General features: G+C 71.6%; 14 protein-coding genes and 1 pseudogene. 9 read left to right on the plus strand and 6 right to left on the minus strand.

Features of this window, described 5'->3' with window-relative positions; translation table 11 throughout:
• The first annotated feature begins 81 nt into the window (after positions 1 to 81).
• The 3 genes from ACQEVU_RS15540 to ACQEVU_RS15550 are packed head-to-tail and all read left to right on the plus strand — an operon-like array spanning position 82 to position 1,562.
• On the plus strand, positions 82 to 423 hold the full coding sequence (locus tag ACQEVU_RS15540; RefSeq protein ID WP_433323940.1) for a DoxX family protein: 342 nt from the start codon (positions 82 to 84) through the stop codon (positions 421 to 423).
• The gene (locus ACQEVU_RS15545) at positions 420 to 866 is read left to right on the plus strand and encodes a nuclear transport factor 2 family protein (RefSeq protein ID WP_433323942.1); all 447 of its coding nucleotides are present in this window, start codon (positions 420 to 422) and stop codon (positions 864 to 866) included. The genes ACQEVU_RS15540 and ACQEVU_RS15545 overlap by 4 nt, the downstream gene beginning before the upstream one ends.
• Positions 867 to 890: 24 nt before the next feature.
• Entirely contained in the window at positions 891 to 1,562 is a 672-nt protein-coding gene (locus ACQEVU_RS15550; protein WP_433323944.1) for a hypothetical protein, read from the plus strand.
• Here ACQEVU_RS15550 and ACQEVU_RS15555 read toward each other — a convergent pair.
• The 3 genes from ACQEVU_RS15555 to ACQEVU_RS15565 form a co-directional block, all read right to left on the minus strand.
• Entirely contained in the window at positions 1,559 to 2,548 is a 990-nt protein-coding gene (locus ACQEVU_RS15555) for a DUF2332 domain-containing protein (protein WP_433323946.1), read from the minus strand. The genes ACQEVU_RS15550 and ACQEVU_RS15555 overlap by 4 nt on opposite strands.
• A 315-nt stretch (positions 2,549 to 2,863) precedes the next feature.
• Entirely contained in the window at positions 2,864 to 3,886 is a 1,023-nt protein-coding gene (locus ACQEVU_RS15560) for a serine/threonine-protein kinase (RefSeq protein ID WP_433323948.1), read from the minus strand.
• On the minus strand, positions 3,883 to 4,560 hold the full coding sequence (locus tag ACQEVU_RS15565; protein ID WP_433323950.1) for a hypothetical protein: 678 nt from the start codon (positions 4,558 to 4,560) through the stop codon (positions 3,883 to 3,885). The genes ACQEVU_RS15560 and ACQEVU_RS15565 overlap by 4 nt, the downstream gene beginning before the upstream one ends.
• A 58-nt stretch (positions 4,561 to 4,618) precedes the next feature.
• Between ACQEVU_RS15565 and ACQEVU_RS15570 the strand changes: the two genes are divergently transcribed.
• Positions 4,619 to 5,851, plus strand: coding sequence for a polysaccharide biosynthesis C-terminal domain-containing protein (locus ACQEVU_RS15570; protein WP_433323952.1), 1,233 nt, complete (start codon positions 4,619 to 4,621; stop codon positions 5,849 to 5,851).
• A gap of 1,298 nt (positions 5,852 to 7,149) precedes the next feature.
• Here the strand turns inward: ACQEVU_RS15570 and ACQEVU_RS15575 are convergent.
• A pseudogene (locus tag ACQEVU_RS15575) lies at positions 7,150 to 8,384 on the minus strand (IS3 family transposase).
• Positions 8,385 to 8,735: 351 nt separating this feature from the next.
• On the opposite strand from ACQEVU_RS15575, the gene ltrA reads away from it, so the two are divergent.
• The 3 genes from ltrA to ACQEVU_RS15590 all read left to right on the plus strand — a co-directional run bounded on the left by ltrA (position 8,736) and on the right by ACQEVU_RS15590 (position 14,271).
• Positions 8,736 to 9,998, plus strand: a complete 1,263-nt coding sequence (ltrA, locus tag ACQEVU_RS15580; protein ID WP_433322421.1) for a group II intron reverse transcriptase/maturase — start codon at positions 8,736 to 8,738, stop codon at positions 9,996 to 9,998.
• A 788-nt stretch (positions 9,999 to 10,786) separates the two neighbouring features.
• On the plus strand, positions 10,787 to 12,580 hold the full coding sequence (locus tag ACQEVU_RS15585) for a family 16 glycoside hydrolase (protein WP_433323954.1): 1,794 nt from the start codon (positions 10,787 to 10,789) through the stop codon (positions 12,578 to 12,580).
• A gap of 407 nt (positions 12,581 to 12,987) precedes the next feature.
• Entirely contained in the window at positions 12,988 to 14,271 is a 1,284-nt protein-coding gene (locus ACQEVU_RS15590; RefSeq protein WP_433334950.1) for a multidrug effflux MFS transporter, read from the plus strand.
• 3 nt (positions 14,272 to 14,274) lie between these two features.
• Here ACQEVU_RS15590 and ACQEVU_RS15595 read toward each other — a convergent pair whose 3' ends face one another.
• Positions 14,275 to 14,835: a dihydrofolate reductase family protein gene (locus ACQEVU_RS15595; RefSeq protein ID WP_433323956.1), complete on the minus strand. Its 561-nt coding sequence runs from the start codon at positions 14,833 to 14,835 to the stop codon at positions 14,275 to 14,277.
• A gap of 104 nt (positions 14,836 to 14,939) precedes the next feature.
• Here ACQEVU_RS15595 and ACQEVU_RS15600 point away from each other — a divergent pair, with 104 nt between their 5' ends.
• The gene (locus tag ACQEVU_RS15600) at positions 14,940 to 15,353 is read left to right on the plus strand and encodes an SRPBCC family protein (protein ID WP_433323958.1); all 414 of its coding nucleotides are present in this window, start codon (positions 14,940 to 14,942) and stop codon (positions 15,351 to 15,353) included.
• Positions 15,354 to 15,505: 152 nt separating this feature from the next.
• Positions 15,506 to 17,617 carry an MMPL family transporter gene (locus ACQEVU_RS15605; protein ID WP_433323960.1) on the plus strand — a complete coding sequence of 704 codons (2,112 nt, stop codon included), beginning with the start codon at positions 15,506 to 15,508 and terminating at the stop codon, positions 17,615 to 17,617.
• Positions 17,618 to 17,656: 39 nt separating this feature from the next.
• Here the strand turns inward: ACQEVU_RS15605 and ACQEVU_RS15610 are convergent, their stop codons facing one another.
• Entirely contained in the window at positions 17,657 to 18,412 is a 756-nt protein-coding gene (locus tag ACQEVU_RS15610; protein WP_433323962.1) for an SDR family NAD(P)-dependent oxidoreductase, read from the minus strand.
• Positions 18,413 to 18,455: the final 43 nt, after the last annotated feature.

Consider the following 18,455-nt stretch of genomic DNA (forward strand, 5'->3'; position numbering starts at 1 on the left):
GACGCAGCCCCCGCAACTGTGAGGCTCACACTTCGCGGCCCCGGTTCGTCGGTACCGACGGAACTGGAAGGAGCATCCGTCATGAACCTAACCCTCTGGATCGTCGCCGGTGTGCTGGCCGCGCTCTTCCTGGCCAGCGGCGTGACGAAGCTCGCCCGCACCGGCGAGCAGCCCATCACCGCGGTCTTCGGCCCCGCCGTCGTGCGGGCCATCGGCGGGCTGGAGATCCTCGCCGCCGCCGGGCTCGTCCTGCCCGCCGCGCTCGACATCGCCCCGGCGCTCAGGCCGGCGGCCGCCGCCGGCCTGGTGCTGCTCATGGCCGGCGCGCTGGTGTTCCACCTGCGCCGCCGCGAGACCCAGGGCATCGCGGTCACCGCGGCCCTGCTCGTGCTGTCCGCCGTCGTCGCGGTGGGCCGGGCATGAGCACGCTGCAGGAGCTCGCCGACCGCCTCGACATCGCGGCGCTGCCCGGCGAGTTCACCGACGCCGCGAGCTCGCGCGACTTCGAGCGGTTCGCGGCGCTGTTCACCGACGACGGCGTGTGGCGCATCCCCGGGGCGAACGTGGACTTCCGCGGCCGCGCCGAGATCCGCGCCGGCATCGAGCGGCTCCAGGTCGCATGGGAGTTCCTCATCCAGAACGTCCATCCCGGGACGCTGCGGGTTGACGGCGACACGGCCTTTGCCCGGGTGTACGTCAGCGAGCTGGGCCGGTTCCGCGATGGCACGTCCCACGTGAACTACTCCGTGTATCACGATCGTTACCGGCGTACCGCGGAGGGTTGGCGGTTTGCCGAGCGCGCCTACGAGGTGCGGTACGTCGACACCGCGCCGCTCACCGGCGGCCCGATGTCTGATACACCGTAGGGGGCACAAACGAAAGGACACGGGATGCGGATCGCGGCGCGGTACAACGGCCCGCCCGGCTCGGGCAACGGCGGCTACAGCGCCGGCCTGCTGGCCGTCTCGCTGTCCACATCCCCGGTCGAGGTGACGCTGCGCCTCCCGCCGCCGCTCGATACGGACATTTCGGTCGTGAGCGACGGGTCGGGTGTGGCGCGGGCGGTCGCCGGCGAGGACCTGATCGCGGAGGCGCGGCCGGCGCCGGGGCAGCGCCCGGAGCCGGTGCCGCCGGTGTCGGAGGCGGAGGCCAGGGAGGCGGCGAAGCGGTACGCGGGCTTCGCGGACCACCCGTTCCCGACCTGCTACGTCTGCGGGCCGGCGCGCTCCGACGGCCTGGGCCTGTTCCCGGGCGTGCTGCCGGACGGCCGGACCGCCGCCCCGTGGTCGGTCCCGGCGGACGTGTCCGAGGTCACGATGTGGGCGGCGCTGGACTGCCCCGGCGGCTGGTCGGTGATCGCCCCGAACGGCGGCCGCCCGTACGTGCTGGGCCGCCTGGCGGTCTGGCTGGACGCGCTGCCGTCGCCGTCCGACGAGTGCGTGGTGATGGGCCGGCACCTCGCCAGCGCGGGCCGCAAGGCCGACGTGTTGTCCACTGTGTACAGTCCACAGGGGACGGTGCTGGCCACGGCCCGGGCGACCTGGATCGCGCTGCCGTCCTAGGGCTGGGCGCCGAACGTGCGCATCCAGCTCCCGTGCAGGCCCGCGAAGGCGAGCGGCCGTTCGTCGAGGTGGATCGCGTACGCAAGGATGTCGCCCGGCGCCTCCTCCGGCAACCGGGCCGCGAGCTGCGGAAACACCGTGGGCAGCTCCTGCGACAGCCAGTGCCCGTCCAGCCGCCGCATCCGCTCGACGAACGCGCCGCGCCCCGGTTCGGGCACGTAGTCGAGCACGGCCGTGTGGAACACCACGAGCGTGGCGCCGGCCGGCGCGCGGGCCACGACCTCCTCGAAGCGCTCGTTGAGGTCGCCGCTCTCGACGGCCGGCGGCTCGCGCCGCGCGATGGCGAGGGCCGCGTCGAGGCGGGCGAGCCGGTCGTGCTGCTCGGGCCAGACGAGGGTGCGCAGCCACCGCACGTCGTCCTCGTCGGTCACCGACAGCGGGTTGAGGTCGATGCCGGCGCGCCAGGCCACCCGGACCGCGCCCGGGGCGACCGCGGGCAGCGGGCCGTCGACGCGGCACCGCAGCGACACGCCGTCGTCGGCGGGCGGGGCGCCGGCGTGGACGGTGGTCCCGTCCGGGGCGATGTACTCGTACGAGTACCGGTCGGGCAGCAGGCAAAGGCCGGCCGAGGCGCCCACCTCCAGCAGGGCCACGGGCTGGGGGAGGGCGGCCAGGGCGGGGTAGAGCGCGGCGCAGCGGGCCGGCTCGTTCGTCTGGGTGCGGCGGGACAGCATCGTGGACACCACGGCCTCGCGGGCGTCGAGGACGACCTCGCGGAAGGCGGCGTAGTCCCGCGGGGTGCCGGCGACGTAACGGGCGGCGGCCAGGAGCAGGTTGGGCTGGCGTTTGGCCGGCGGCAGGGAGCCCAGCATCGCCAGCACGCCGGGGTCGTCCGCGACCGAGAGGGCAAGGTGTTCGTAGAGCGGGGAGCTGCCGTGTGCCATCGACTTGGCGAAGAACCGGTACTCGTCGGCCGTGTCGGACAAGGAAGATTTCGGCGGTGGGCCTTCCTGCTTTCCCACCTTACCCCACTCCACCAAATTCCCCCGTCCTCCGATTGCCCTGCGTCACTTGATGCTACCGACGGTGAAAGGCGTCCACAAAGGCCAGGTCGCCGGGTCGAGGTCGCCCAGGACGACCGTGCCGGCCAGTGACTCGGCCGTTTCCTTGCCGGGGGCCGTCATGACCCAGCGGGCGTTGCCGTTGCGCAGTCGATGGTCCTGCCCTCGTGGCTCACCAGGGCCGTGCGGCCGTTGACCGTGGCGCTGACGGGGGCGCCGGGGCTCTCGCCGCCCCGCCACTCAGGATAACGCCGCCCGTTGTACGTGATGAAGGCGAAGGCGCCGGCCGATGAACCGGCGTTGACGATGGCCATGTCGAGCTCGCCCTGGTTGAAGTTCAGGATGCAGCCGCCCCACCGGAAGCCGGCCGGAGGGCTCGGCAGGCGGAACGACGGGCCGCAGCGGAAGGTGCGCTCGATGCTCACCATGGCGGCCAGGGACAGCAGGCCGGGCTCGTCGAAGCGGCCCGTGAGCTGCAGCCAGACGCCGTCGACCGGGCTCCAGCGCACGGCGGTCGAGGCGGGGCCGCTCGGGTCGGCGCTCGGGATCAGCGGGCGGGACCGGCAGCGGCCCGCTCGGGCGGGCCATCTCCTCGCGCAGCGCGGCGCCGGCGACCGAGCCGGCCGGCCAGGTCACGTCGCCGGTGAGCATCTCCAGGACGGACACGGCGAGGCTGTACACGTCGCCGACCGGCCGGCCCGCCGCCTGCTCGGGGGAGGCGTACGCGGGGGTCATCCCGCCGGCGGCGAGACCGGCCGCACGCGCCAGCCCGAAGTCGGTCACCTTGGCTGTGCCGTCGTCGTCGAGCAGCACGTTGGCCGGTTTCACGTCGGCGTGCACGAGCCCCCGGCCGTGCGCGTGGGTGAGACCCCAGGCGGCCTGGATCGCGAGGTCGAGGACGCGGGGGAGCGCGCGGTCGCGGCTCCCGCGGTACAACATCCGGCTCTTGATCTGGTCCTTGACCGTGCCGCCGGGCACGAACTCGGCGAACAGGCGCGGCCCGCCGCCGAGGTTGCGCACGTAGTGGCACGCGCACACGTTGGGGTGCAGGCCCAGCGACACCCGCGTCTCGGCCTCGGACACGAAGAGGTCCCGCCCGGCCGGCGAGCGCAGCGCGCCCGGCAGCGGCGCCTTCACCGCCAGGTCGACGCCCCAGCCGAGGTGCCGCACCCGGTGCACGACGCCCATTCCGCCCCGGCCGCGCTCGCCGAGCACCTTATACGTGCCGGCGACGACCGCGCCGGCGCGCCACTCGTCGGTCACTGCGCGGCCTTGTCCCCGGCGCGGGTGCGCGCGTAGTGGATGATCTGCTCGGGCCGCTCGGCGCCGCTGGCGGCGTAGGAGTCGCACATGTCGTCGATCGCCCGGTCCAGCTGCGGCGACGGGCCCCGCTCGGCCAGCAGCACCACGACCGACTCCCACATGCCGTAGCCGATGTCGTCGATGCCGAGCATCGCCTCGAGGTAGCGGCCGGGGCGCAGCAGGTCGATCGCGGTCCGGGCGAGGGTGCCGGCGGCGTCGCCCAGCGCGGCCGCGGCCCGCTCCAGCTCGTCGGCGGTGGTGACGTTGGCCGGATACGCGTCCGGGTCCAGCTTCATGTGGTAGTGGTCGTGGTCGGGCCGCCGGCGGGCCTCCACGAACCCGATCCGGTGCGACAGCGCGTGCTTGTCCAGCGGGATCGCCGGCTGCCCCCAGCGGGCGCCGCGCCAGTTCACGTACTCCCACCAGGCCAGCGGCACCACGACGTAGCCGACGCCCACGAAGATGGTGCCGCGCCCGCCCGGCGCCGGCAGGCTGCGCCGCCCGGTGCCGACCTGCGCGATCCCGTCCGGGGTCGTGAGTATCCAGGTGCCGCGCGAGCCCCGGAACCCGAGCGGCCGGACCGCCGCGCCGACGTCCCTGTTCAGCCGGTTCATCGCCTGCTCCGGTGTCACCACCCCGCACACCGTACCCAATCCGCGCACCCGCGGCTGTTCGTGCCGTTACGATGCGGCCGTGACCTCGCCGAGCCCGGCCGACCAGGGCGGCCTGTCCAGGCTCGCGCGCGGCTCCGCGATCGCGGGCGGCGCCGTCGTCGTCAACGGGCTGCTCAGCGCCGCCGTCCTCGCCGTGTGCTCGGCGCTGCACCAGACCGGGCAGATCGCCGCCTACACCGTCGTCACGTCGGTGCTGGCGTTCGTCACGATCCTGCTCGGCGGCGGGTCGGCGATGCTGTACCTCAACGGCACCGAGCACGAGCGCGCCCTCGTGCGCAGCCAGTGGAGCATCGTCGTCGTGCCCGGGCTGGTCCTCGGCGCCGTGGGCACCGCGGTGTTCTACGCGCACCGGGGGTACGACCCGGGCGCCCTCGCCGCCGCCGGTGTCGTCGCCCTCGGCAACGGCCTGGCGACGCTGCAGATCGCCGACTACACGCGGCGGATGCGCTTCCTGGCCAACGCGGTGCTGCAGTGTGGCAGCAAGGCGGCGTCGCTGGTCCTGGTGCTGGCCGGCGTCCCGCTCACGGTGTCGCTGGCCGTGGCCGGCGTGGCCCAGCTCGTCGCCGGCGAGCTCGCGCTGGGCAAGGACGGTTCGCTGCGCCGCGGGACCCTGCGCCGCCCGTCGCTGCGGGACGTCGGCGCCGCCTACCGCGCCGGCGGCCCGCTGTTCGGCTACGCCACCGGCGACCTGTACACGGCCCGGCTCGGCACCGTCGCCCTGTCTCTCGCCGCCGGCCCCGCCGTGCTGGGCCCGTTCGGCGCGGTCGCGGCCGCGTACCAGGCGATCGGCAACGTCGTGCAGGCGGCGCTGCAGGTGCCGATGATCGCCCGCACCCGCGCGCGGCTCGGCATCGGCTTCTCACACCACCGGGCATCGTTCGCGATCGGGGTGGCGCTGGTCTGCGCGGTGCCGATGGCCGCCGCCGTCGCGGCGCTGGCCCCGTTTCTGACCGGCACGATCCTGTCCCTGTCGCACCGCTCCGCGGCCGCCTGGCTGACGCTGTTCATGCTCGCCCTGCCGTTCATGGCGGTCACCCGGGCACTGATGTTCGAGTGGATCGGCGACGGCCGCTACGGCCGCGCGACCCGCGCCGTGGCCCTGCTCGCCGCCGTCACGACCGTCTGCGTCGCGGTCGGCGTACCGCGCTTCGGCCCGTTCGGCGCGGCCGGCGCCACCGCCGCCGCGGAGGCGCTCACCCTCGCGCTGCTGCTCGCCCTGCACCGCCGGGGGTTCGACCTCAACCGCGGCTGAGGTCGCAGACTGCCGGCATGCCCTGGATGCTCTTTCGGTGCGGGGCGCGGCGGTACGGGGGTCCTCGCCCGGTCGTCGGGGACGTCCGGATCGGCGCCGTCGCGGCGGTCATCGGGGTCGGCGGCGTGTGGGGTGAGGTCGAGGCGGCGCTGCGCCGCCACGGCGACAGCCGGTCCACGCCGGCGCGATGTACGCGCCGACCGGGCCGGCCGCCCTCACCCAGGCCGAGCAGATCCGCATCCTCGGCTCCGCGGCCGGGTGGCGGCCACGCACGAGGAGGCTCGGCCACGACGGCTCGCCGGCTGCTCCTCGAGGCCGGCTACGCCCCCCTCAGCCCTTGCCTTGCTTCCGGCCGTGGTGGCAAGTCCGCAGATTTACTTGGACGGGGGGCTGACAAACGACGCTCGGCCGATGGTGGCGGGCGCTGGCGCGCCCGCTGCAACGCATTAGCGTGGTCCGGGTCCGTCGTTGCCCACCGGACATTCCTCCGGGCCGTCTGCCGCCGGCGGGCTCGCGCGGGTCATCATTCGGTGGCCCAGGTTGAAATGTGGTGGGGCGTTGGGATATTGGTTTTCCGAGTGCGCGTGCCCTCAATTTTTGAAGACGGCGGATTTGCGTCACGGGCTGCGTATTCTCGGAGCCTGACCGGGCCGACAACAATGGCGTCGGGGATGCCGGGCCGCATTTGGGTGCGGCCTTGCGCGGCAGCGTCGCGGTTGCGCGATCGTTCTGACTGCTGTCGCCTGCGGCTGGTCCGACGGGGTCGGAAGTCGCAGCCGGTGATGGTGCCGGAGCTGGGGCCGGCGCAGGCGCTGGCGGCGGAGCTGGGGCTGGGGGCGGCGCCGGTTCGGTCCGATGATCGGCGCCCGCGGCCACCGCTGCGGCCTTCTCGTGAGCCCGACGCAGATTCACAGGAGAATAACCTCGCGCCCTGCTCCGATCACGCATGGCAGCCATTTCCTGCCTGGTAAACAACTGCAGCTGCGTGTGTCCTGAACGTGGAGGAGGTTCGGTAGGTCGAGCTTTGGAAGCGGTGCTGCACGGAAGATGAAGGTTGTTGGCCCTTCGGAGTCGCCCGGCGGCGGGAGGCTTCAAACCACCTTATGCTGCGTTGGCTGAAGACCGTCGTGGTGAGCGATGAGGAAAAGGCGCCCGAGAGGTGTCAGGTAGGGATCAGGAAGACGAACGTAAGTGAATCGTTGCTGACGTGTCGAAACAATTACAGACGACATCGAAACCGGGGTGTGCAGCTGATCCCGGGATGAGCCTGTCAAGCCCCGGGTTTGGTGGAGAGTTGGTTAGCTGGTTTTCAGAGGTGCGGTGACCGGCTGGGTCATCGCGTGTAGTGCCTCGTACTCGGCAGGCGGGACGTGCCCGAGCTCGCCGTGCAGGCGCCGATTGTTGTACCAGTCGATGTACTCGACGGTGGCCATCTCCAGGTCGTCGAGGCCGCGCCAGGGGCCTTTGTTGCGCACGAGTTCGGCCTTGTAGAGGGAGTTGAACGCCTCGGCCATGGCGTTGTCGTAGGAGTCGCCCTTCGCGCCGACCGAGGCGACGGCGCCGGCCTCGGCGAGGCGCTGGCTGTAGCGAATCGCTCGGTACTGGACTCCGCGGTCGGAGTGGTGGACCAGTCCTTGCAGGTCAGCGCTCTGAGCCTCGCGACGCCAGACCGCCATCTTCAACGCGTCCAACGCCAGATCGGTGTAGAGCGACGTGGATACCTGCCAGCCGACGATCATGCGGGAGAACACGTCCAGCATGAACGCGGCATAGACCCAGCCCACGCTGGTGCGCACGTAGGTCAGATCGGCCACCCACAACTGGTTCGGCCCAGCGGCGGTGAAGTCACGTTTGACCAGGTCACGAGGCCTGTCCGTCTCGGCCGCGGGTCGGGTCGTGCGAGGCGACGTGTCGCGCAGCAGCCCACGCAGCCCGACGGCGCGCATCAGCCGCTCGACGGTGCACCGGGCCACCCGCACACCGCGACGGTGCAGCTCGTGCCAGATCTTGCGGGCGCCGTAGACGCCGTAGTTCTCCGCGTGGACCTGCCGGATCAACGCGGTCAGCTCCGCATCGCGCCGGGAGCGGGCCGAGACCGGGCGGGTCTTGGCGGCATAGTAGGTCGACGGTGCGATCTGTGCCGGCGTGTCTTCAAGGGCCTGCAGGACCGGCTGGACACCGTGTTCCTCTTGCTGAGCGTCGACGAACGCGACCTTCATCGCGACGGACGGTCCAACTCCGCCGCGAAGAAAGACGCCGCGGACTTCAGGATCTGGTTCGCCCGCCGCAACTCACGATTCTCCCGCTCCAACGCCGCGATCCGCTCCGCGTCGCTGCTGCTCGTGCCCGGCCGCGCACCGGCATCGGTCTCGGCCTGCTTCACCCAGACCCGCAACGCCTCCGGATGAACGCCGAGCTGACCGGCGATCCGCCGGATCGCCCCCACCGCGGACGCTGGATCCCGGCGGGCTTCCAACGCCAGTCGAGTCGCACGCTCACGCAGCTCATCGGGGTACTTCTTCGGTGCCGGCATAGCCTGATCTTCTCCCAGGTTTGGATGTCTCCATCAAACCCGGTGCGGGACAGCCTGGCGGGTGTGCCGCTTTCTGGCCAGGCGGTGTCCGGCATGGAGACGACGTGAGCCTGGTCTGCGGCTTCCGTGTGGAACAGGAGAAGGCGTGCCCGGATACGCCGTGCTCGTGCGGGCAGGGGAGAGGGAGTGTCCCAAGCGGCGACACCGTAAGGGATCGAGTACCGATGCCGGGTGCGCTGGCGGACCGGCCCGTAGTAGTGGTGAGGGCCCTGTAATGGGGCTGGAGCGAAGGGGCCGGGTTGTCCGTGGCTGGTCTGTCCGATCAACCGGATGTTCTCCGGAAGGAGTCGCGTGGGCGAGCTGAAAGCAGCAGACAAGCCGTTTCAGATTTCGAAGCGGGCAGTCTGGGAGGCGTGGGAGAAGGTCAAGGCGAACAAGGGCGCGCCCGGTGTGGACGGACAGACGATCGAGCAGTTCGAGGCGGATCTGAAGAACAACCTGTACAAGATCTGGAATCGGATGTCCTCGGGGTCGTACTTCCCACCACCGGTGCGTGCGGTGGAGATCGAAAAGGCGCATGGGGGCGGCACGAGAATCCTTGGCGTGCCGGCCGTGTCGGATCGCGTCGCGCAGACGGTTGTGGCTATGGAGTTGGAGCGGAAGGTCGAACGGGTCTTCCACCCGGATTCCTATGGCTATCGGCCAGGGCGCTCCGCACTCGACGCCGTGGCTACCTGCCGGACACGGTGCTGGAAGACGGACTGGGTGATCGATCTGGACATCCGCAAGTTCTTCGACAGCGTGCCGTGGGACCTGGTTGTCAAGGCTGTCGAGGCGAACACCGACCTGCCGTGGGTGGTGCTGTATGTCAAACGGTGGTTGCATGCACCGCTGGCACTACCCGACGGGTCGTTGCAAGCCAGAGACCGGGGAACTCCACAGGGGTCCGCGGTCTCACCTGTGCTGGCGAATATGTTCCTGCACTATGCGTTCGACATCTGGATGGCCCGGCAGTTCCCCGGCGTCACCTTCGAACGCTATGTGGACGACGCGGTAGTGCACTGCGTCAGCCAGGCTCAGGCACGGCATGTGCTGGCGGCGCTGCAGGAACGGATGCGTGAGGTCGGCTTGGAACTGCATCCGGACAAGACCAGGATCGTGTACTGCAAGGACAGCAACCGGCGCGGCTCCTACGAGCACACCGCGTTCACGTTCCTCGGGTACACGTTCCGAGGTCGGGAAGTACGGCCCAAGACCGGCAAGCGGTTCACCGGGTTCAACCCGGCGATCAGCAGCGACGCCTTGAAGAGGATCAGTCGTCAGGTGCGGTCCTGGCGGCTGCATCGGCACACCCAGATCTCCGAAACGGACCTCGCAGCATGGGTCAACCCCAAGGTGCGAGGCTGGATGCAGTACTACGGCGCCTTCTACCGTTCAGCGCTGTATCCCCTCCTGACGCGTATCAACGCCTACGTGATGCGCTGGCTCCGCAAGAAGCACAAACGGCTGCGCGAACGAAAGAGAGCACAGGAAGCCTGGACCCGAGCCGTCACCACAAGGCCCCGGTTCTTCGCCCACTGGGCTTGGGTGAACACCGTTCCCGCGGTCTGGTGACCAGGGCAACAAGAGCCGTATAACGAGAGATCGTTACGTACGGTTCTGTGAGAGCCGGGGGCTGAAATGCCCCCGGCTACTCGACCCCATACAAGAATTATCCCAGCACCCGCCCAAAAAAACCGCCCCGAGCACCATCCAAAATTCAGATGACGCAAACCCCTAACGGCCCGGACCACCGAATGATGACCCGCGCGAGCCCGCCGGCGGCAGACGGCCTGGAGGAATGTCCGGTGGGCAACGACGGACCCGGACCACGCTAATGCGTTGCAGCGGGCGCGCCAGCGCCCGCCACCATCGGCCGAGCGTCGTTTGTCAGCCCCTCGTCCAAGTAAATCGCGTGCGTGCCGTCCGGCTGCGCGGCGAACTCGGCCTGCGCGGCCGTGACCAGGGCCTCGGTCGCCGCGGGGTAGGCCGTTGCACGACCAGATGCCTCGCCGGGGGTGACCTGGGCCTTGGTCGCCGCGGGGTAGGCCGTTGCACGACCAGATGCCTCGCCGGGGGTGACCTGGGCCTTGGTCGCCGCGGGTAGGCCGTTGCACGACCAGATGCCTCGCCGGGGGTGACCTGGGCCTTGGTCGCCGCGGGGTAGGCCGTTGCACGACCAGATGCCTCGCCCGGAGCTCGGTCACGTCGGGGACCGAAGCCGCATCACAGCGCCACGGTAACCGGCTGCAACAAACCTGCAAACGCGCGGTCTTGTCCCTAGGAAAACGCTTTCCTTACACTGGCCTTCTTCGATATATGCGGCTCCGGGCCCGGGAACGCGCTTTCCTAACGGAGGTTCCATGACATCCCAGCTCCGTTCCCGCCTGCGCGTGCGCCGGTGGCTGGTCGCGGCCGCCGCCGTGGCCGCCGGCGTGGTCGCGGCGACCCAGGCCGCCTTCGCCGACACCGCGTTCAGCGCGAACTTCGAGAACGGCTCGACCAGCGGCTGGTCGAAGTCCGGCGGCACCTGGAGTGTCGTCACCGACGGCTCCCAGGTCGTCCAGCAGTCCAACGCCACCACGAACAACGCCCGCTTCTTCGCCGGCGACAGCGGGTGGGCCGACTACACGGTGCAGGCCCGGGTCAAGCCGCTCGCGCTCGGCTCCGGCGGCTTCGCCGGCCTGCTCGCCCGGGCCGGCGGCGCCACCACGTTCTACCGGCTTGCGCTGCTGCCCGGCAACAGCGTGCAGCTGCAGGCGGTGAACAGCGGCTCGGTCACCGTGCTGGCCGGCGCCTCGCGCACGGTGTCGACCGGCACGTGGTACACCCTGTCGCTCACGGTCAAGGGTGCCCAGATCAGCGGCGCGGTCGACGGCGCCACGATCGGCCCGGGCACGTCGAGCGTCGTCGCGAAGGGCCGCATCGGCCTGCAGACGAGCTACTCCACGGCCGACTTCGACGACGTCACGGTGACCACCGGCGGCACGTCGCCGTCGCCGTCCGCGTCCGCCTCCGCCTCGGCGTCCGCTTCGGCCGGACCTTCCTCGTCGACGAGCGTCCCGCCCTCCTCGACGCTGTACGTGTCACCGGGCGGGAGCGCGAGCGCGCCCGGCACCCAGGCCCAGCCGACCACGCTGCCGTCGGCCGTCACCCGCATCGCGGCCGGCGGGACGATCTACCTGCGCGGCGGCACGTACGCGCTGTCGAGCACCGTCACGATCGCGCCCGGCAACAACGGCACGTCCAGCGCTCGCAAGACGCTCTCGGCGTACCCCGGCGAAACCCCGGTGCTGAACTTCTCCGCCCAGGCCGAGGACCCCGCCAACCGCGGCCTCGCCGTCAACGGCAACTACTGGCACGTGTACGGCATCGTGGTCGAGCACGCCGGCGACAACGGCATCTTCGTGGGCGGCAGCAACAACGTCATCGAGCGCACGATCACCCGCTACAACCGCGACAGCGGCCTGCAGATCTCGCGGATCGCCTCCGACACCCCGCAGAGCCAGTGGCCGGCGAACAACCTCGTCCTCAGCGCCGAGTCGCACGACAACGCCGACTCCGGCGGCGAGAACGCCGACGGGTTCGCGGCCAAGCTCACGGTCGGCTCCGGCAACGTGTTCCGGTACGCGGTGTCGCACAACAACATCGACGACGGCTGGGACCTGTTCACCAAGACCGACACCGGCCCCATCGGCCCGGTGACGATCGAGGACTCGCTGTCGTACAACAACGGCACCCTCAGCAACGGCACGGTCAACGCCAACGGTGACCGCAACGGCTTCAAGCTCGGCGGCGAGGACATCTCCGTCAACCACGTCATCCGCCGCAACATCGCCTACCACAACGGCCACCACGGCTTCACGTACAACCGCAACCTCGGCACGATGTCGATCTCCAACAACCTGAGCATCGACAACACCGAGCGTAACTACTCCTTCGACGCCGGCTCGTCGGTGTTCCGCGGCGACACGTCGTGCCGGTTCGCGTCCGGCGGCTCCACCGACAAGATCGTCGGCGACGCCGACTCGTCCAACCAGTTCTGGTCCGGCACCAACGGCTCCCGCTGCGCCAACGACTCGGGCGCGCTCGCCTGGTCGTTCGCCTCGGACGGCCACCTGGTGGTCACGCTCGGCGGCCGGGCCGTCTCGCTCTGACCGGCGCGGGCCTCGTACAGGCCGATCGCCACGTAGAGGGCCAACTGTATGGCCAGCATGACGGGCAGGGTGCTCTGCTGCGTCGCGGATCCGCTCGCGACGCAGGCGAGCGCCACCGCCCAGGCGGCGGGCGCCGCGTAGAGCGCCCGCCGCGGCGCGCCGAGCAGCCACGCCGTCGTCGACCGGGTAGGCCGACAGGAACAGCCACCCGACGCCGGCCGCGGCGGCAAGGGCGACGACGCCGACCGCGACGCCCCGCAATGCGCCCCAGAGGTACGGCCTTCGATGCCAGACCTCCATGGCCGTGACTATTGCACGACTGTCAAGCTTGATCGGTAAAGAGTGAGCACGATTACCAATCGCGGGGCGGTGGAAGAAGGCGGGGGAGCGGCGCCTTGTCATTGGTCGTGGCCGAGACCCTGACGACGACCCCGCCCGCAACCGAACGCTCACCCGGCGACCTGCTGCCGGCCGGGCGCCGGTTCCGGCTCGTGCTCCTGCTCGGCTTCCTGACCGCGCTCGGGCCGCTCACCATCGACATGTACCTGCCGTCGCTGCCGACGATCACCGCCGACCTGCACGCCTCCGCGGCGGCCGTCCAGCTGACCCTGACCGGCACCCTGGCCGGGATCGCCGTCGGCCAGCTGCTCATCGGGCCGCTGTCCGACGCGCTGGGCCGGCGCCTGCCGCTGCTGGCCGGCATCGGCGTGCACGTGCTCGCCTCGGCGCTGTGCGTGTTCGCGCCCGGGCTGGTCGCGCTCGGCACCCTGCGGGTCATGCAGGGCCTCGGCGCCGCCGCCGCGTCGGTGGTCGCGATGGCGATCGTGCGGGACCTGTTCAGCGGGCTCGCCGCGGCCCGGCTGTTCTCCCGGCTGATGCTCGTCGTCGGCGTCGCCCCGATCCTGGCCCCGACGATCGGCGGGCAGGTGCTGCGCCTGACCCAGTGGCGCGGCGTGTTCGTGGTGCTGTGCGCGGTGGGCGTGGCGATCCTGGTGTCGACCGCGGTCGCGCTGCCCGAGACGCTGCCCCGGCAGCGGCGCCGCTCCGGCGGGATCGCCGGCACCGCCCGCGACTACGGCCGCCTCTTCGCCGACCGCGTCTACGTCGGCCTGATCCTCGTCGCCGGCCTGGCGATGGCCGCGCTGATCGCCTACGTGAGCGGCTCCAGCTTCGTGTTCCAGGACGAGTTCGGGATGGGCCAGCAGGCGTTCGCGTTCGTCTTCGCCGGCGGCGCGGTCGGCCTGATCGGCGCCACACAGCTCAACGTGCGGCTGCTGCGCCGGTGGACCCCGCAGCGCATCCTGTCCGGCGCGCTGGTGGCCGGCGTGGTCGCCGGCGCCGTGATGCTGGTCCTCGCCGCGACGCACACCGGCGGCCTGGCCGGCGTGCTGATCCCGCTGTGGACGGTGCTGGCGATGGTCGGCCTGGCCATGCCGAACGCCCCCGCGATCGCGCTGTCGCGCCACGGCGAGGCCGCCGGCACCGCGGCCGCGCTGCTCGGCGCCACCCAGTTCGGCGTCGGTGCCCTCGCCGCGCCGCTGGTCGGCGTGCTCGGCGTGGGCGCCGTCGCGATGGCGATCGTCGTGTTCGGCGGCATGACCGCCGCGGGCCTGGCCCTGTGGCTCGTCGTGCGGCCCCGCGGCCTGCCGGCCGACGCGATCGCCGAGCCCGCGGTGGCCGTCGCGCACTGACGCTCAGGCCGGGTGGTACTGCGTCACGACGACCTGCCCGTCGAGCAGCCGGGAGCCGGCGGCCCGCAGGCGCACGCGCTGCTGCGGCTCGGCGAAGAGCCGCCGCCCGCCGCCGAGGACGACCGGGTGCACGGCGACGTGGTACTCGTCGATGAGCCCCGCCTCGGTCAGGGCGGCGGCCAGGCCTGCCCCGCCGGTGAGCAGCAGGCCGGCGCCGTCCCGGGCCTTGAGCGCGCCGATCTCGGCGGCCAGGTCGGTGCGGATGACCCGCTCGGTCCACTCGTCGCCGGCGTACGAGCGGGAGCACACGATCTTCGGGGTGGCCCGCCAGAACGGCGCGAACGCGGCGGTGTGCGGGTCGTCGGAGATCGCCTCGGCGTTGGGCCAGAAGCCGACCATCATCTCCCACACCGGCCGCCCGAACAGCAGCGTGTCGACCCGCCGGTCGAGCCCCTCGGAGTAGGCCGACAGCTCCGGCCCCATGACCGGCCAGTCGAACTCCCCGTTCGGCCCGTCGATGAATCCGTCGACCGAGGTGTGCACCCAGTAGATGACCTTGCGCATGTCCTGCTCCTTCGTCGTCTGTACCGGTAGGTCGGTGCCGCCGGCGCCGGTTCGACATCACCGTCGCGGAATTTTCCCGCCGGCGCGACGGGTAGGCTGCCGCCGTGGCATCGGTGCGGGTGGAGACGATCGTCGCGGCGGAACCGGCGGCCGTGTGGGCCGCGATCGCCGACGTCGGGGCCGTGCACCGGCGGCTGCTGCCCGGCCGCGTGCGCGACGCCCGCATCGAGGGCGACGTCCGCATCCTGACGATGCCCGACGGCACCGAGGTCCGCGAGCTCATCGTGGCCGTCGACCATGACGGGCGCCGGATGGCGTACTCCGTGCAGGGACCCGGCCGCCTCACCCTCGCCCACCACCATGCCGCGTTCGAGGTCTTCGACCACGACGGCGGGCGGGCGCGGCTCGTCTGGACCACCGACGTGCTGCCCCACGACCGCGCGGCCGCGGTGCGGGCGCGCGTCGAGCGCGGCCTCGAGGAGATCCGCTCGACGCTCGAGTCGCAGCCCGCGGCCTGACGCCGCCGGTGGGTGGCGCCGTGGTGGCGCCGAGGGCGATTTGTCTGACGATTCCGCAGGTCAGCGACCGCGTGGCACCCGGGCCTTGTGATGCAGTGTCCCGTGTCACAATATGTAGTGTCGCTACCTAGGGGAAGGGCAGCATCGATCCCATGACCAGATCTGTCGCGGGGCTCATCGCGGGGCGGTGGGTGAAGTACGTCTTCGTGGTCTTGTGGCTGGCCGTCGTCGCGGTCGCCTTCCCGTTGTCGCAGAAGCTCGCGGATGCCGAGAAGAACGACAACAAGTCGTGGCTGCCGGGCAAGGCGGAGTCGGTGCAGGTCCTCGATGTGCAGTCGAGCTTCACCTCGCCGAACACGATCCCGGCCGTCGTCGTCTACGAGCGCCGGGCGGGCTTCACCGGCGCCGACAAGAACAAGCTCGACGCCGACTCCGAGGCCTTCGCGGCCCTGCCGGAGATCGACGGCAAGGTCTCCGAGCCGCGGGTGACGGGCGACCAGCAGGCCGCGCAGATCATCGTGCCGGTCAACCTCGGCAGCGACGGCTGGAACAAGGCCGGCGACATCGCCGACCGGCTGCGCAAGACCGCCGAGGCCGGCGCCAACGGCATGACCGTGCACATCGCCGGCCCGCTGGGCAGCGCCGCCGACTCGGGCAAGGCGTTCCAGGGCATCGACACCAACCTGCTGCTGAGCACCGTGATCGTCGTGGTGGTGATCCTGCTCATCACGTACCGCAGCCCGCTGCTCTGGCTGCTGCCCGTCATCTCCTCGGGCGTCGCGCTGACCGCCGCCCAGGCCGTGATCTACCTGCTCGCCAAGCACGCGGGCCTGGTCGTCAACGCCCAGAGCGCCGGCATCCTGACCGTGCTCGTCTTCGGCGCCGGGACCGACTACGCGCTGCTGCTCATCGCCCGCTACCGCGAGGAGCTGCGCCGCCACGCCGACCGGCACGAGGCGATGACGGAGGCGCTGCACCGGGCCGGCCCGGCGATCGTGGCCAGCGCCGCCACCGTCGTGCTGGGCATGCTGTGCCTGTTCTTCGCCGAGACCAACGCGACGAAGGGCCTCGGACCGGTCGCCGCGATCGGCATCGCCGTCGGCCTGGCCGTCATGCTCACCCTGCTGCCGGTCCTGCTGACCATCTGCGGCCGCTGGATCTTCTGGCCGCTGCGCCCGAAGGTGGGCTCGCCCGAGCCGACCACGACCGGCCTGTGGGCCCGCGTCGGCGCGCGCATCGGCCGCCGGCCCCACAGCGTCTGGGTCGTCACCGCCGTCGTGCTCGGCCTGGCCACGATCGGCATCGTCCAGCTCGGCGCGACCGGGCTGACGAATGCGGAGTCGTTCCGCGGCACGCAGGACTCGGTCGTCGGCGAGCAGGTCCTGGCCGACCACGGCGCCGCGGCCGCCGGCACCCCGGTCGTCATCATCGGCGCCGCCGACAGGTCCGACGCGATCGCCGCGGCCGTCCGCGGCACCGAAGGCATCGAGGCCAAGTCGGTCACCGCGATCCCGCCGGTCGGCGGACACGCGTACGTCAACGCCTTCCTCGTCGACGAGCCCGACAGCGCCGCCGCGTACGCGACGATCGACCGCCTCCGCGACAAGGTCCACGCCATCGCCGGCGCCGACGCGAAGGTCGGCGGCACCACGGCGATCAACCTCGACGTCCAGCGCGCGGCCGGCCGCGACCGCGACGTCATCATCCCCGTGGTCCTCGCGGTGGTACTGCTCATCCTCATCCTGCTGCTGCGCTCGATCGTCGCCCCGCTCATCCTCATCGCGACGGTCGTGCTGTCCTTCGGCGCCGCGATGGGCGTGAGCGCGCTGGTGTTCCGCCACATCTTCGGCTTCGGCGGCGCCGACACGTCGTTCCCGCTGTTCGTGTTCGTGTTCCTGGTGGCGCTGGGCATCGACTACAACATCTTCCTGATGACCCGCGTCCGCGAGGAGTCCGCGCGCCACGGCACCCGCCGCGCCGCCCTGGTCGGCCTGGCCGCGACGGGCGGCGTCATCACCAGCGCCGGCCTGGTCCTGGCGGGCACGTTCGCGGTCCTGGGCACCCTGCCGCTGACCGCGTTCGCCGAGATCGGCTTCGCCGTGGCGTTCGGCGTCCTGCTCGACACGATCATCGTCCGCTCGGTGCTGGTGACCGCGCTCAACCTGGACGTCGGCCGCCACATGTGGTGGCCGAGCAAGCTGGCCAAGGTGCCGGACGAGGCGGCCGCGGACGCGAAGGAGCTCGCGACCACGACCGTCCCCTAGCCCAGCCGTGGTGGGGGCTCCGGCCGGAGCCCCCGCCCGTTACCAGGGCAGTGGGCCGTCCGCGCCGAAGAAACCGCCGGTCGGCCCGTCGGCGCCCAGCGTCGCCAGGCCGACCGCGACCGCGGCCCCGTCCGCCGGGGTGAGCGTGCCGGTGTGGGCGTTCGCGTCGGTGGCGCAGAAGCCGGGCGCCGCCGCGTTGACGAGGATGCCGTCCTTGCGCAGCTCGTCGGCGTACTGCACGGTCAGCGCGTTCACCGCCGACTTCGACGGCGCGTACGCCGCCGACTGCGGCAACCCGGCCGCCCGCCACTGCTCGCTGCTCATCACGGTCAGCGACCCGGCGTGGCTGCTCACGTTCACCACCCGCGGCGCGGCCGAGCGCCGCAGCAGCGGCAGCATCGCGTTCGTCACCGCGATCACCCCGAGCACGTTCGTCTCGAACACCGCCCGCACCGTGTCGATGTCGACGCCGCTCGGGATCTGGTTGGTGGCCTCCTGCGGCGCGACGCCGCCCGACCCGCTGATCCCGGCGTTGTTGACGAGCACGTCCAGCCGCCCGTAGCGCTCGTCGATCAGCTCGGCGACGCTGCGCGCCGTCGCGGCGTCGGTCACGTCGAGCGTCACGGCGTGCGCGTCCCCGCCCTCGGCCCGCAGCGCCGCCGCGGCCTCCTCGCCCAGCCGATCGTCGCGCGCTCCCACCAGCACCGTCATCCCCAGCGCCGCGAGCTGCCCGGCGATCGCCCGCCCGATCCCCTTGTTGGCCCCGGTGACCAGCGCAATCTTCCGCTCGTCCATGCTCGTGCTCCCTCTTCGTGGCGTACCGTGACGCTCATGAAGA

Origin of the sequence: Dactylosporangium sp. CA-139066, from assembly GCF_050936175.1 — a bacterium.
GTDB lineage: Bacteria > Actinomycetota > Actinomycetes > Mycobacteriales > Micromonosporaceae > Dactylosporangium.

Excerpts from the sequence above, each read along its gene's own strand:
- ACQEVU_RS15610 (WP_433323962.1), bottom strand. The coding sequence starts at position 18,412 with ATGGACGAGCGGAAGATTGCGCTGGTCACCGGGGCCAACAAGGGGATC.
- ACQEVU_RS15550 (WP_433323944.1), top strand. The coding sequence starts at position 891 with ATGCGGATCGCGGCGCGGTACAACGGCCCGCCCGGCTCGGGCAACGGC.
- ACQEVU_RS15545 (WP_433323942.1), top strand. The coding sequence starts at position 420 with ATGAGCACGCTGCAGGAGCTCGCCGACCGCCTCGACATCGCGGCGCTG.
- ACQEVU_RS15605 (WP_433323960.1), top strand. The coding sequence starts at position 15,506 with ATGACCAGATCTGTCGCGGGGCTCATCGCGGGGCGGTGGGTGAAGTAC.
- ACQEVU_RS15585 (WP_433323954.1), top strand. The coding sequence starts at position 10,787 with ATGACATCCCAGCTCCGTTCCCGCCTGCGCGTGCGCCGGTGGCTGGTC.
- ACQEVU_RS15595 (WP_433323956.1), bottom strand. The coding sequence starts at position 14,835 with ATGCGCAAGGTCATCTACTGGGTGCACACCTCGGTCGACGGATTCATC.
- ACQEVU_RS15540 (WP_433323940.1), top strand. The coding sequence starts at position 82 with ATGAACCTAACCCTCTGGATCGTCGCCGGTGTGCTGGCCGCGCTCTTC.